This is a genomic window from Pseudomonas aylmerensis (genome assembly GCF_001702265.1).
Taxonomy (GTDB): Bacteria; Pseudomonadota; Gammaproteobacteria; order Pseudomonadales; family Pseudomonadaceae; genus Aquipseudomonas; species Aquipseudomonas aylmerensis.
The window spans coordinates 1-12,810 of sequence record NZ_MAUE01000024.1 but is presented as its reverse complement, the minus strand read 5'-3'; the positions used below and the strand labels follow the sequence as shown (position 1 = coordinate 12,810).

At 63.3% G+C, this 12,810-nt stretch carries 12 protein-coding genes; 4 read left to right on the top strand and 8 right to left on the bottom strand.

The window, feature by feature from the left end; genetic code table 11:
* Positions 1-3: 3 nt before the first annotated feature.
* Both BBG20_RS33390 and BBG20_RS16455 read right to left on the bottom strand, forming a co-directional pair.
* Complete coding sequence (locus tag BBG20_RS33390) at positions 4-1,998, bottom strand: aminotransferase class I/II-fold pyridoxal phosphate-dependent enzyme (protein WP_065905183.1); 1,995 nt, start codon at positions 1,996-1,998, stop codon at positions 4-6.
* 200 nt (positions 1,999-2,198) lie between these two features.
* Entirely contained in the window at positions 2,199-3,164 is a 966-nt protein-coding gene (locus tag BBG20_RS16455) for an aldo/keto reductase (protein WP_065905182.1), read from the bottom strand.
* Between the two features lie 113 nt (positions 3,165-3,277).
* Between BBG20_RS16455 and BBG20_RS16450 the strand changes: the two genes are divergently transcribed.
* Both BBG20_RS16450 and BBG20_RS16445 read left to right on the top strand, forming a co-directional pair.
* Positions 3,278-4,204 (top strand): LysR family transcriptional regulator, encoded by a 927-nt coding sequence (locus BBG20_RS16450; protein ID WP_065905180.1) that lies wholly within the window; start codon positions 3,278-3,280, stop codon positions 4,202-4,204.
* A gap of 57 nt (positions 4,205-4,261) precedes the next feature.
* Entirely contained in the window at positions 4,262-5,614 is a 1,353-nt protein-coding gene (locus BBG20_RS16445) for a cation:proton antiporter (protein ID WP_065905178.1), read from the top strand.
* Here the strand turns inward: BBG20_RS16445 and BBG20_RS33330 are convergent.
* From BBG20_RS33330 to BBG20_RS16435, 3 genes are all read right to left on the bottom strand, one after another.
* The gene (locus BBG20_RS33330; RefSeq protein WP_256595100.1) at positions 5,605-5,739 is read right to left on the bottom strand and encodes a hypothetical protein; all 135 of its coding nucleotides are present in this window, start codon (positions 5,737-5,739) and stop codon (positions 5,605-5,607) included. The genes BBG20_RS16445 and BBG20_RS33330 overlap by 10 nt on opposite strands.
* A gap of 11 nt (positions 5,740-5,750) precedes the next feature.
* On the bottom strand, positions 5,751-5,963 hold the full coding sequence (locus BBG20_RS16440; RefSeq protein ID WP_065905176.1) for a hypothetical protein: 213 nt from the start codon (positions 5,961-5,963) through the stop codon (positions 5,751-5,753).
* 72 nt (positions 5,964-6,035) lie between these two features.
* Positions 6,036-6,581, bottom strand: a complete 546-nt coding sequence (locus tag BBG20_RS16435; protein WP_065905174.1) for a hypothetical protein — start codon at positions 6,579-6,581, stop codon at positions 6,036-6,038.
* A 397-nt stretch (positions 6,582-6,978) separates the two neighbouring features.
* Between BBG20_RS16435 and BBG20_RS16430 the strand changes: the two genes are divergently transcribed.
* Complete coding sequence (locus BBG20_RS16430) at positions 6,979-8,388, top strand: circularly permuted type 2 ATP-grasp protein (protein ID WP_065905172.1); 1,410 nt, start codon at positions 6,979-6,981, stop codon at positions 8,386-8,388.
* A 2-nt stretch (positions 8,389-8,390) separates the two neighbouring features.
* Positions 8,391-9,341, top strand: a complete 951-nt coding sequence (locus BBG20_RS16425; RefSeq protein ID WP_065905170.1) for an alpha-E domain-containing protein — start codon at positions 8,391-8,393, stop codon at positions 9,339-9,341.
* 111 nt (positions 9,342-9,452) lie between these two features.
* Here the strand turns inward: BBG20_RS16425 and msrA are convergent, their stop codons facing one another.
* From msrA to msrB, 3 genes are all read right to left on the bottom strand, one after another.
* Complete coding sequence (msrA, locus tag BBG20_RS16420) at positions 9,453-10,148, bottom strand: peptide-methionine (S)-S-oxide reductase MsrA (protein WP_065905168.1); 696 nt, start codon at positions 10,146-10,148, stop codon at positions 9,453-9,455.
* Positions 10,149-10,306: 158 nt separating this feature from the next.
* A complete protein-coding gene (locus BBG20_RS16415) occupies positions 10,307-12,067 on the bottom strand; it encodes a cytochrome c biogenesis protein DipZ (RefSeq protein WP_065905166.1) in 1,761 nt (586 codons plus the stop codon).
* A gap of 35 nt (positions 12,068-12,102) precedes the next feature.
* On the bottom strand, positions 12,103-12,603 hold the full coding sequence (gene msrB, locus BBG20_RS16410) for a peptide-methionine (R)-S-oxide reductase MsrB (RefSeq protein WP_065905164.1): 501 nt from the start codon (positions 12,601-12,603) through the stop codon (positions 12,103-12,105).
* Between the last annotated feature and the right edge of the window lie 207 nt (positions 12,604-12,810).

Here is a 12,810-nt window from a genome sequence, read left to right as displayed (position 1 = left end):
GAGTTAGCGAGTTTGATGCGCGTTGACGAACTGTCGGCAACGTTCACTGCGTGGATCGATGAACACCGAGTCCGGCGAGCCGGTTTCCTCGATCATGCCTTGGTGCAGAAAAGCCACTTTTGAAGACACATCCCGGGCGAAGGCCATCTCGTGGGTGACCAGGATCATGGTGCGGCCTTCCTCGGCCAGGGAGCGGATCACCCGCAGCACTTCACCCACCAGTTCCGGATCGAGGGCCGAGGTGGGTTCGTCGAACAGCATGACTTTGGGACGCATGGCCAGCGCCCGGGCGATCGCCACCCGCTGTTGCTGGCCACCGGAAAGGAACGCCGGGTACTCGTTGCGCTTGGCGGCCAGGCCGACGCGGTCGAGCAAGGCTTCGGCGCGCTCGATGGCTTCGGCGCGGCTTTCGCGCAGCACCTGGGTGGGCGCCTCGATAAGGTTTTCGAGCACCGTGCGGTGGGGCCACAGGTTGAAGTTCTGGAACACCATGCCCAGGGTCGAGCGGATACGCACCAGTTGCCTGGCGTCCGCCACCAGCGGCGCGCCGGGGCGGCCGTAGTTCAACTTGATGCTTTCGCCATCCACGTGAATGCTGCCCTGGTCCGGCACCTCGAGCATATTGATGCAGCGCAGCAAGGTGCTTTTGCCCGAACCACTCGCGCCGATCAGCGAGATCACGTCGCCTTCGTGGGCCGTGAGGGAGATGCCCTTGAGCACTTCGATATTGCCGAAGCGCTTATGCAGGTCGATCACCTCGATCATCTTCTTCGCCTGTACCGGCGGCGCCACTTCGACAATGGGCGCCGGCGCGATACGCGGCTCACCCGCGAGCCGCGTGACAAACGCGGCGATACGCCGGCAGGCGTCGGCCAGGCGCTCTTCACTCAAGGTAAAGGACAACCGCACGAACCCCTGGGCCGGCTCGCCAAATGCCGCCGCGTCCAGCACCGACACACCCGCTTCACGCAACAGCCGCCAGGCAAAGTCCAGCGAGCCCAGGCCGGTGCCGCGCACATCCACCAGCACAAACATGCCCGCCTGTGGCGCCCGCACCTGGATCCCGGGGCAAGCGCTCAGGCCACTCACCACCAGGTCGCGACGGCGCCGGTAAATCTCGCGCATGCCCGCAGTGACCTCATCGTGGGCAAGCACCGCCGCCGTGGCGGCTTCCATCACAAACCCCGGCAGTCCGTAGAGCATGCTCAGCACCAGGGTTTCGGCGTGCACGATCAACGCCGGCGCGGCCACCAGCCAGCCAATGCGCCAGCCGGTCATGGCGTGGGACTTGGACAGACTGCCGATCACCACGCAGCGCTCGGCCATGCCCGGCAGTGCGGCCAGACTGTGGTATTCGCCATCGAATACGAGGCTTTCGTAGACTTCATCCACCACCACCCACAGGTCATGGGCGATGGCCAGCGCGGCGATGGCCTGCAGCTCCTCGGCATTGAGGACCACGCCGGTGGGGTTGTTCGGGTTGGAGAAGAAGATCGCGCGGGTGCGCGGCGTGATGGCGGCGGCAAGCAGTTGCGCGTCGAGGCGAAAGCCGGAGGCCGGCGAGCACGGCACGCGCACCAGCGTCGCACCGCTGGCCTTGAGGGTGGCTTCGTAGGTGACGTACATCGGGTCGAGCACCAGCACTTCATCGCCGGCCTGCAACAGGCACAGCGAAGCGACGAACAAGGCATTCTGCGCACCGGCCACGGTAATCACGTTTTCCGCGTTCAAGGGCCGCGCCAGGGTCTGGCTGTAGCGCGCGGCAATCGCCTCGCGCAGTGCCGGGCGGCCAGGGATTTCGGTGTAGTGAGTGTCGCCCTCGCGCAGGGCGTCGACGGCGGCGTCGGTGATGAAGGCTGGCGTGGCGAAATCCGGATCGCCCACGCTGAGGATGATGATGTCTTCGCCCTGGCTGGCGGCTTGGAAGGCGGCGTGGTGAATGTCCCAGGCCGCTACACCCTGGCCCGCAATTCGCTCAACAAAAGGGGAAAACCGCATGCCAGAGCCTCTCGTTCAAGAAGAAACAGCGCGAACCCGTCTGCGTGCAAACGGGTGGATGCGGTCAACATAGTTGAAACTGAACAGTCGTTCAATGGATAGATTCAGGGCGATGTCGTTTATCGTGCGAACAGGTCGCGAATGCCAATCCTGCACCGAGCAAGGCTCGGAGTCTGGCCGCCGACATCGCTGGCGCAGGGCTACAACGGCGCGCCGAGCGGGTCTTTTATCGTGCTGGCGAGGATACGGTCGATATTCGTCAGGTCTTCAGGGGTCAGTTGCCAGCCAAACGCTTCTTCAAAACCGCGCAATTGCTCGGGACGCCGGGCTCCCCACAACGCGATGGTCGGGCCTTGGTCGAGCACCCAACGCAAGGCCAGGGCCAGCACCGATTTGCCGTGGCGCTCACGCGCATAGATTCCCAGCGCGGCCACCGTTTCCAGGTATTGCTCGAAACGCGGCGCCTTGAATGTCGGGTCGAGCGTGCGCACAGCGTCCCCGGCGAAAGGGGGCTGCGCATGCAGGTTGCCGCTGAGCAAGCCGCGGCACAGCGGTCCGTAGGCCAGCACCACCAGGTCATGCTGCCTGGCGTACGGCAGGATAGCGCTGTCGATGCTGCGTTCGAACCGGTTGTACGGCGGTTGCACGGTGGCCGCCGCAGTGTGCTGGCTGAAACTATCCCTGTGCGTGGAGGCATAGTTGCTCACCCCGACGGCGAGGATCTTGCCCTCGCGGCGCAGACGCTCCAACTCATCGGCGGTTTCTTCCTGGGCCACCGGCGAGTCGGGCCAGTGGATCTGGTACAGATCGATGTAGTCGGTGTCCAGGCGCACCAGCGAGTCTTCGACCGCTTTGCGGACGCGCCGGGCCGTGGCGTTGCGCCGTGGCGGGCCGTCGTCCCAATGCAGCCCGGCCTGGGTCGCGATCACGGCGCTGTGGCGCACGCCGCGCAGGGCCCTGCCGATCATCTGTTCGGATAAGCCAAAGCCATACACCGGCGCGGTGTCGATCAGGTTGATTCCGAGTGCCAACGCATGCCGAAGGGTGCGGGTCGCCTGTTCGTTGTCGGCGCCGCCCCACAGGTGCCCGCCCATCGACCAGGTGCCGAGGGCTATTCGCGAGACCGGTGTATCGATACCGGCGATGCGGATGGTCTCAACGTACATGAAATAAAACCCCTGACCGTCAACATGCTTAGAAAAGCAATTACTCTAGGTCATCCCAGGTTGAATAGGGCTCAACGCCGCATTCAACCAAAGCCCCACTAAAGAGACTTGAAATGGCTGCCTTCAACCGTTCCGAATTGGCCGATCTCAACGTGTTCATGGCAATCATCCGCCGCCGCAGCTTTCGCCATGCCGCGCATGAACTCGGGGTGACCACCTCCGCGCTGAGCCACACCATGCGCAACCTGGAAACCCGCCTGGGCGTGAAGCTGCTGTACCGCACCAGCCGCGCCGTGGAACCTACCGACGCCGGCACCCTGCTGGCGGAAAAACTCAGCGTGGGGTTCGCCACGATCCAGGACGGCCTCGACACCCTGGAGCTGTACCGCGAAGCCCCCATCGGCCGGCTGCGCCTCAACGTGCCACGCGATGCCGCGGTATTGCTGCTGGCGCCGATTCTCGGGGACTTCTGCGCCGCCTACCCGCAGCTGCGCCTGGACCTGATCGTGCAGGACCAGATGATCGACATCGTCGCCGAGGGCTACGACGCCGGCATCCGCTACGGCGCCACCGTGCCTCAGGACATGGTCGCCGTGCCGCTGACGGGCGCGTTGCGCTGGATCACCGTCGCTTCCCCCGACTACCTCGCCCGACGTGGCACGCCACAGCAACCCAAGGACCTGCTGCAGCATGCGTGCATCCGCATGTACCTGGGCGACAAGACGCCCTACAAATGGGAGTTGGGCAATGGCCCACGCCAGCAGCGCATCGACGTGCCAGGCCACTTCAGCGCGGCGGATACCGAAACCATCGTGCATGCCGCCCTGCAAGGCGTCGGCATTGCCTACTGCCTGGCCAACCGCGTGCAACAGGAACTGGCGGACGGCCGCCTGGTGGACGTCATGCCCGACTGGGCCTGCGTGGGCGAGCCGCTGTGCATGTACTATCCGAGCCGCCGGCAATCGCAGCCGGGACTGCGCCAACTGATGGACATGATCCGCCTGAAAACCATCGGTTTGCAGTTGATGGAATCACATTGAACCTGCGCCGGGCCGCCACTCTCAAACCTGGATAGACCACGGCCCGGTAACTGCTCGATGACTTTTATTCTATGGATGGCCGTCCTCGGCGCCGTATTGCTCACCCTCGCCCTCACCTCCTCTTACCTGCGCTGGATGCCGGTGACCGCCTCGGCCGTGTGCCTGCTGCTGGGCGTCGGCATCGGCCCGCTGGGGGTGGACTTGTTGCACCTGGATATACAGCACTCTGCACGCTGGATGGAGCACCTCACCGAGGTCGCGGTGCTGTTTTCGCTGTTTGTCAGCGGCCTCAAGCTGCGCCTGCCGCTGCGCCATCGCACCTGGCGGATTGCGTTCGGCATGGCCGGCCCGGTGATGCTGTTGAGCATCCTCGGCATCTGCCTGGCGTTGCACTACCTGTTTGAACTGTCGTGGGGGGTGTCGCTGCTGGTGGGGGCGATCCTCGCGCCGACCGACCCGGTGCTGGCGGGCCTGGTGCAGGTCAATAATGCCCAGGACTACGACGCGCTGCGTTTCGGCCTGTCCGGCGAGGCCGGGCTCAACGACGGCACGGCGTTCCCGTTCGTGATTTTCGCCCTGGTGTTCATGCAGCATGGCGGCTTTGACGGTGACTGGCTGGGCGGCTGGGTGCTGAAAAACCTGCTGTGGGCGGTGCCGGCCGGGCTGTTGATCGGCTATTGGATGGGGCGCGGCATTGGCCGCGTGACGCTGTGGCTGCGCATCACCAACAGCGACAGCACGTTGTCGCCGAATGACTACCTCACTCTTGCCCTCATCGCCCTGGCCTATGTGGCGGCCGAGGCCGTTGGCGGTTACGGCTTCCTATCGGTGTTCGCCGCCGGATTGGGGTTGCGCCAGGCCGAATTCCGCTCAACCGGCCATTCACAGACGCCGTCGGAACACCTGGCATTGCCGGTGGTGGGGCATCTGGAGGTGGAACCGGAACGCGCACTGCAAGGCGACACCAGCGGGCTGGAAGATAGCCAGATCGCCGCCGGCGTGATGATGGGCGACATGCTCTCGTTCGGCAGCCTGGTGGAGCGTTCGATGGAGGTGTTCCTGGTGACGGTGCTGGGGATTGTGCTGATCAGCCATTGGGATTGGCGCGCACTGCCGTTGGCGGCGTTGCTGTTCTGTGTGATTCGCCCGCTGAGCGTCTTCGCCATCCCGTGGGGCAGCCTGATCGATCGCCAGCAACGCGGCTTGATGGGCTGGTTTGGGATCCGTGGGATCGGCAGCATTTACTACCTGTTCTACGCGCTCAACCACGGCTTGATCGGTACCAGCAGCGCGGTGGCGGTGAACCTGACGCTGTCAGTGATCGCCTTGAGCATCGTCGTTCATGGCCTCAGTACCCAGCCGATGCTGGCGTGGTATGAACGACGTGCCAAGGGTAAAGCTCAGTCCTGATTTTCAGTGTTGCCGACATCGGCGGCTTCATCCAGGTCATTGAGCGGCACTTCTGCATCATCCATCAACGAACCCGGGTCTTCATTGCCGGGATCGTTGAGTTCTTCTTCCAGTTCTTTGGACATGACCGTCTCCTCTAACCACCTTGGGTGTCGATATCGGCGTCGGTTTCAGGCTTGACCTCGGGCTCAGGCTTGAAGTCTGGACTGTAGTCGTTTTCCTTGGCCTTGGGATCACTGGCAGGCTTCGGATCTTTGGGCGCATCGGCCGCCGTACCTGGCGCCGGCTCGCCGCCGTCGATCGCCGGGTCGTTGCGGTTGCTGGTTTGCGGATCGTTGTCTGTGCTCATGGGTCACCTCGTTGAAAAAACGCAGACTGCGTAAAGATAAGGTCCCGCGCGGGTAGCCGAAGTTCAACTTGCTTAAGAGCCAGGATTGTCCACCTGGATGTAAAACGCGTACGCCCCCAGCAACACCCAGAACACCATGAACAACCACGGGGCGCGCATCGAGAACAGCAGCGACTTGCGATAGCCCTTGTGGGACGACTCCATCTCGGAAAACAGCGGCGACTCGTCATAGGCCATGCCCATCACCGGTTCGCTGCGCAGCAATTCGCTCTGCTTGTAGTGCCAATGGTCGATGATTTCGTAAGCGGCGCGAATGCCTGGCCAGGCGTTGAGGGAACTGAGGATGCCCAGCGCGGCAAGGAATACCGGCACGACCACGGTGAACAACTTGCCCCATTCCGGATTGAGGTTGCCCATGCCGGAGACGAACGCGATCACCAGGAACGATTGCGCGGTGAGGTAGGCGTCGGTGCGGTTGGCGAGAATCGTGGTTTCGTACTGGATTTCGCGCCGATAGAAGTCCAGGCGGTCCTTGGGCGAACCGAAGATCTTGGCGTTGTGTTCGCTGTGATCGGTCAGGTTCGATTCCGGGGTGTCGGGTGAGATGATTCTGGGCACGTCCGTGCTCCGTGCTGGTGTGAGACCTGTTAGAAGAATTGGGAGGGGGCGAAGTTCAAGTTTGTTCATGCACCAGCGTGGTGCGCGCCCTGCCCCTTTGTGGCCGGCCATCGGAGCCCGGAAAAGCAATCTTCCTGCTGTGAGCAGGCTTCCCATCGTCAGCGGCTACCCGCCAACGGGTAAATACCACACGTATACCCAATCCGGCACAGGCATTGCTTTATCCATTCATCTGCCCGGATACAGGAGCATTCGTTACCCCCCGACCCAGAGCCGACACCATAAGAAAGTAAGGACCAGGCCCAGTGGCACCGTCAGCCACGGGCTCATAAAAAAATGCGTTTTTTAAAGCGGCAGTGCCACCCCATGCGTCCCTCGGCACTGACAAGGTACTGGAATGGCTCGATCTTTCTTTGATGAAATGAATGACGCAAACGGCGTGTGCCGTGCGCATTATCAGGATTTCTCCCGCTGGCTGGCCAACACGCCACCGGAACTGCTGGCCCAGCGCCGTCGCGAAGCCGATTTGCTGTTCCACCGCGCGGGGATCACCTTCACCCTCTACGGCGACGAACAAGACACCGAGCGCCTGATCCCCTTCGACATCATCCCGCGCAGCATCCCCGCCAGTGAGTGGAGCGTGATCGAGCGCGGCTGTATCCAGCGCGTCAATGCGCTGAACATGTTCCTCGCCGATATTTACCACGACCAGCGCATCATCAAGGCCGGGATCATTCCGGCAGACCAGGTGCTGGGCAACGAGGGGTATCAGAAGGCCATGGTCGGCCTCGACCTGCACCGTGATATCTATTCGCACATCTCCGGCGTCGACCTGGTGCGCGACGGCGACGGCACGTACTACGTGCTCGAAGACAACTTGCGCACGCCCAGTGGCGTGAGCTACATGCTCGAAGACCGCAAGATGATGATGCGGCTGTTTCCCGAGGTGTTCGCCAAGCAGCGCATCGCGCCGGTGGACCACTACCCCAACCTGTTGCTCAAGACCCTGAAAAGCTCCAGCCGCCTGGACAACCCCAATGTGGTGGTGCTGACGCCGGGCCGCTTCAACAGCGCGTTTTTCGAACATGCGTTCCTGGCCCGGGAAATGGGCGTGGAACTGGTGGAAGGCGCCGACCTGTTCGTGCATGACCTCAAGGTGTTCATGCGCACCACCGACGGCCCCAAGGCCGTGGACGTGATCTACCGCCGTATCGACGACGCGTTCCTCGACCCGCAGGCGTTCAACCCCGAATCGATGCTCGGCGTGCCCGGCCTTGTGGCCGCCTATTGCGCCGGCAACGTGGTGCTGGCCAACGCCATCGGCACCGGCGTGGCGGACGACAAGTCGATCTACCCTTACGTGCCGGAAATGATCCGTTTCTACCTGGATGAAGAGCCGGTGCTGCAAAACGTGCCAACCTTCCAATGCCGCAAGCCCGACGAGTTGTCCCACGTACTCGCACACCTGCCGGAACTGGTGGTCAAGGAAACCCAAGGCTCCGGCGGCTACGGCATGCTGGTCGGCCCGGCGTCCAACGCGGCTGAAATCGAGGATTTCCGCCAGCGCATCAAGGCGCGTCCACATGCTTATATCGCCCAACCGACCCTGAGCCTGTCCACCTGCCCGACCTTTGTCGAAAACGGCATCGCGCCGCGGCACATCGACCTGCGGCCCTTCGTGCTGTCCGGCAAGGAAACCCGCCTGGTGCCCGGCGGCCTCACGCGGGTGGCCCTGCGTGAAGGCTCGTTGATCGTCAACTCGTCGCAAGGCGGTGGAACCAAGGACACCTGGGTGGTGGAGGGCTGAGTATGTTGAGTAGAACCGCCGCAGATCTGTACTGGATGTCGCGTTACCTGGAGCGCGCCGAGAACCTCGCGCGCATGCTCGAAGTCAGTTACTCGCTGTCGTTGATGCCCCAGGCCGGGCGCAGCGATGGCCTGGATGAACTGGCGATGTCGTTGCTCAGCAGCGGCACCCTCGACAGTTACCTGGAGCGCCACGAGCAACTGGACGCCGAGCGCATGTTGCATTTCTTCGCGCTCGACGAAGAAAACCCCGCCAGCATCTACAACTGCCTGCGCGCTGCCAGGGGCAATGCCCATGCGGTACGCGGGCGTATCACCGCCGACATGTGGGAAAACCTCAACGCCACCTGGCTGGAAATGCGCAGCATCGCCGCCGGCGGCCTGGCGCGACATGGCATCAGCCACTTCTGTGATTGGGTCAAGCAGCGTTCGCACCTGTTCCGGGGCGCCACGTCCGGGACCATCATGCGCAATGACGCCTACCGGTTCATTCGCCTGGGCACCTTCGTCGAGCGCGCGGACAACACCCTGCGCCTGCTAGATGCGCGTTATGAAATGTTCGGCGAGGAATCAGAGGAAGTCAGCGACCTCTCGGCGCGTGGTTACTACCAGTGGAGCGCCCTGCTCCGCGCGCTGTCATCGTTCGAGGCGTATACCGAGCTGTACCCGAATGCCTTGAATGCGCGCTCGGTGTCGGAGTTGCTGCTGTTGCGCAGTGACGTGCCGCGCTCGCTGCATGCGTGTATCGAGGAATTGAGCCATATCCTCGCCGACCTGCCTGGCAGTTACGGGCGCACGGCGCAGCGCCTGGCGGCGGAGTTCGAAGCGCGGCTGCGGTACACCGGGATCGATGAGATTCTCGAAGATGGGCTGCACAGCCGGTTGACCGAGTTTATCGACACCGTGCGTGAATTGGCGCGGGCGATCCATAGCTCGTATCTGGAAGTGGTGTAGCCACGCAGCAGATCAACAGATGGGAGCGGGCTTGCCCGCGAAAGCGGTATGCCCGTCACAGTGGTACTGACGGGTCCAGCGCATTCGCGGGCAAGCCCACTCCCACAGGGGTTACTGGTTTTTGACCAGCACCGGCTCGGCGCGGTACTGCTCGGGAAACAGCTTTTTGAGCTGTGCGACTTTCGGCAGGTCATTGATCACGATGTAGGGATAGGACGGGTTCTCGGTGAGGAAGTCCTGGTGGTAGGACTCTGCGGGGTAAAACGCCTTGCCCATCTCGATTTTAGTCACGATGGGTTTATCGAACGACTTGGTCGCGTCCAATTGGGCGATGTAGGCCTGGGCAACTTTTTGCTGCTCGGCATTCTGCGCAAAGATCGCCGAGCGGTACTGGGTGCCGGAATCCGGGCCCTGGCGATTGAGTTCGGTGGGGTTGTGGGCCACCGAGAAGTAGATCTGCAGCAGCTTGCCGTAGCTGACTTTGCCAGGGTCGTACGTCACTGATACCGATTCGGCGTGGCCGGTGTCGCCGCCGCTGACTGACTCGTATTGGGCCGTGTTCGCCGCGCCGCCGTCATAACCGGAGACGGCGTTTTTCACCCCTTGCACATGCTGGAACACACCTTGTACGCCCCAGAAGCAACCGCCGGCGAACACGGCGGTTTGCAGGTTGCCGGGTTCGGCGGGCAGGTCCAGCGCCGGTGGCGCGATGGCAACGGCGTCTTCGGTGGCGCCGAAGGAAAAGGCCGAGCTTTGGCCCACGAACGCGGCGAAAGCCAGGGCGGGCAGGATCTTGAGCAGTTTCATCACAGTCACTCCAGTGCAACTGAATCAATGGGGTCAACCGGTGGGAGCGGGCTTGCTCGCGAATACGCTGTGTCAGCTAACGCATTCGGTGACGGTTTCAGCGCATTCGCGAGCAAGCCCGCTCCCACATTGACGGGGTTATCCAGTCAAAAAATCAGTTAGCCGAAGGTGAAGGCGTAGGCCGACACGTGCGGGTCGAGAAATTCGATGGTGAACGTGCGGTCCTTGACGGCGCCGGGTTGGCGCACCAGTTGGTACAGGCGTTGTTCGGTGACGGTGCCGCTGCCATCCGGGGCGACGTCGGTGCCGTGGGCATCGCCAGGTGCCTGGCCGTCGATGCTGACCTTGAAGCGCACCGGCTTGCCATCGGCGCCCGGGCCGAGCACCAGGTGCAGGTCGCGGGCATGGAAGCGGTAGACAATCCGCCCATCCGCCTGGTCGAGGGTGGCTTGCTGGCCGCCGACATTCCAGTGGCCTTCCAGGGTCCAGTTGTTCAGGGCCAGGTTGCCGGCCGCCGGATAGTTCGCCACCTGGTTGGTGGCCAGGGTGCCGGTGGTGACAAAGTTTTCGGCGCGCTGGAAGCCCAGGTAAGTTTCCGGCGATTGCACCTCGTTCATGTCCGGCGCCTGTTGCACACCCTTGGCGTCGGCCTCGATCAGGCCACTGGCGACGTTCTGTGCGCCGGCCTCACGCAGCAACTGCTGGATCACCCGCTCCGACTCGGCATAGTCGCCTTCGCCGAAATGGTGATAGCGAATCTGGCCCTTGGCATCGGCGAAGTAATGCGCCGGCCAGTACTGGTTGTTGAAGGCGCGCCAGACCTTGTAGTTGTTGTCGATGGCCACCGGGTAGGTGATGCCCAGGTCCTTCATCGCCTGGGTGACGTTGTTCACGTCGCGCTCAAAGGCAAACTCCGGCGCATGCACGCCAATCACCACCAGGCCCTGGTCGTGGTACTTCTCGGCCCAGGCTTTGACATACGGCAGGCTGCGCAGGCAGTTGATGCAGGAGTAGGTCCAGAAATCCACCAGCACCACCTTGCCCTTGAGCCCTTCGGCGGTCAGCGGTGGGCTGTTGAGCCACTGCACGGCGCCGTCCAGCGAAGGCAGCGCACCTTCGATCGGCAACGTGTCGCTGTGGTTGGCGGCGGCCATCATTGCGCCCCCAGCCATCATCGCCCCGCCCTTCTGCTCAGGCTTGGCGCTCAGCGTGTTCACCAGGCTTTGCTCCAGGCCACCGGTGGACGCGGTCGACAGCCGCGCCAGCACGCCGGTGTCGAGACCCAGTGCGATGGCCGCGACGCCGGCCAGCATCAAGGCACCCAAGCCACGGCGCAGCCATTCACCGGCACCGAGCGAGCGCTTCATGAAGCCGAAGACTTTACCGCCGACCAGCAGCGCCAAGGCCAGGGAGGTGGCAGCCCCGGCGGCGTAGGCCAGCAAGAGCAAGGTAGTACCGATGCTGGCGCCCTGCAGCGCGGCGCCGGTCAGTACCAACCCGAGGATTGGCCCGGCGCAGGGTGCCCAGAGCAGGCCGGTAGCCACGCCGATCAGGAACGAGGCGCCCGGACGCGGCCTGGCATCGGCCCCGGCGGCTTCCGACAGGCGACTGCCGGCCGCCACCAACGGACGCGTCAGGCGCTCGGACAGTTGCGGCAACAGGAGCGTGAGTCCGAACAGGGCCACGCACAGCAACGCGAGCCAGCGCCCGTACTGATTGACTTGCACCACCCAGCCGCCGCCCACCGCCGCCAGCGAGGCGACCAGGGCGAACGTCACCGCCATCCCCGCTAACAGCGGCAAGCCACTGCGCAAAAACGGCTGCCCGGTGCGAGCGAAGACAAAAGGCAGAACAGGCAGGATGCACGGGCTGACGATTGTCAGCACGCCGCCCAGATACGCGAGAACCAGAAGCCACATGGGATCTTCCCTTAGACAGATAAGTAAACATCGGCTTAAGCCGCAGTGAACGTCATGGCGGCACCATTCATGCAATAGCGCAGACCGGTGGGTGGCGGGCCGTCATCGAACACGTGCCCCTGATGGCCACCACACCGGCGGCAGTGAATTTCCTTGCGCACCACGCCGTAGGAGGTGTCGGTGTGGCTGGCCACGGCGTTGTCGAGCGGTTGCCAGAAACTCGGCCAGCCGGTGTGGCTGTTGAACTTGGTTGCCGAGGAGAAGAGTGGCAGCGCACACCCGGCACAGGCGAAGGTGCCCGCACGGTGCTCGTCGTTGAGGGCGCTGGTGTAGGGGCGTTCGGTGCCCTCCTCGCGCAGGATGTTGTATTGCTCGGCGGTCAGCAGGCTGCGCCATTCGGCGTCGGTGTGGTTGACCTCGAACGTCTCGGCGGCCTCGGCTGCGGTGACCAGGTTGATCTGTCTCAACAGGCCACCGGCCAGGACGGCGACACCCAGGCCGCCACCGGCCAGCAGAATTTGTCGACGTGAATACATGCTGTTCTCCTCGATCCATACCGTCCATTGGGCGACGATTACCCTGTGGTGCGCGGGCTTGTGTGGTAGCCAGGTTTCTGTGGTGGGCAGGTTTCTCTTGTAGGCAGGTCTTTGTGGTAAGCAGGCTCTGTGGTAAGGGGGCTTCTGTGGTGAGCGGGCTTGCCCCGCGTTGGGCTGCGCAGCGGCCCCAAAAAAGCGGGAGCGCTA

Excerpts from the sequence above, each read along its gene's own strand:
- msrA (WP_065905168.1), bottom strand. The coding sequence starts at position 10,148 with ATGAAACTGCTCAAGATCCTGCCCGCCCTGGCTTTCGCCGCGTTCGTG.
- BBG20_RS16425 (WP_065905170.1), top strand. The coding sequence starts at position 8,391 with ATGTTGAGTAGAACCGCCGCAGATCTGTACTGGATGTCGCGTTACCTG.
- BBG20_RS16430 (WP_065905172.1), top strand. The coding sequence starts at position 6,979 with ATGGCTCGATCTTTCTTTGATGAAATGAATGACGCAAACGGCGTGTGC.
- BBG20_RS16415 (WP_065905166.1), bottom strand. The coding sequence starts at position 12,067 with ATGTGGCTTCTGGTTCTCGCGTATCTGGGCGGCGTGCTGACAATCGTC.
- BBG20_RS16445 (WP_065905178.1), top strand. The coding sequence starts at position 4,262 with ATGACTTTTATTCTATGGATGGCCGTCCTCGGCGCCGTATTGCTCACC.
- BBG20_RS33390 (WP_065905183.1), bottom strand. The coding sequence starts at position 1,998 with ATGCGGTTTTCCCCTTTTGTTGAGCGAATTGCGGGCCAGGGTGTAGCG.
- BBG20_RS33330 (WP_256595100.1), bottom strand. The coding sequence starts at position 5,739 with ATGTCCAAAGAACTGGAAGAAGAACTCAACGATCCCGGCAATGAAGAC.
- BBG20_RS16450 (WP_065905180.1), top strand. The coding sequence starts at position 3,278 with ATGGCTGCCTTCAACCGTTCCGAATTGGCCGATCTCAACGTGTTCATG.
- BBG20_RS16455 (WP_065905182.1), bottom strand. The coding sequence starts at position 3,164 with ATGTACGTTGAGACCATCCGCATCGCCGGTATCGATACACCGGTCTCG.
- BBG20_RS16440 (WP_065905176.1), bottom strand. The coding sequence starts at position 5,963 with ATGAGCACAGACAACGATCCGCAAACCAGCAACCGCAACGACCCGGCG.
- msrB (WP_065905164.1), bottom strand. The coding sequence starts at position 12,603 with ATGTATTCACGTCGACAAATTCTGCTGGCCGGTGGCGGCCTGGGTGTC.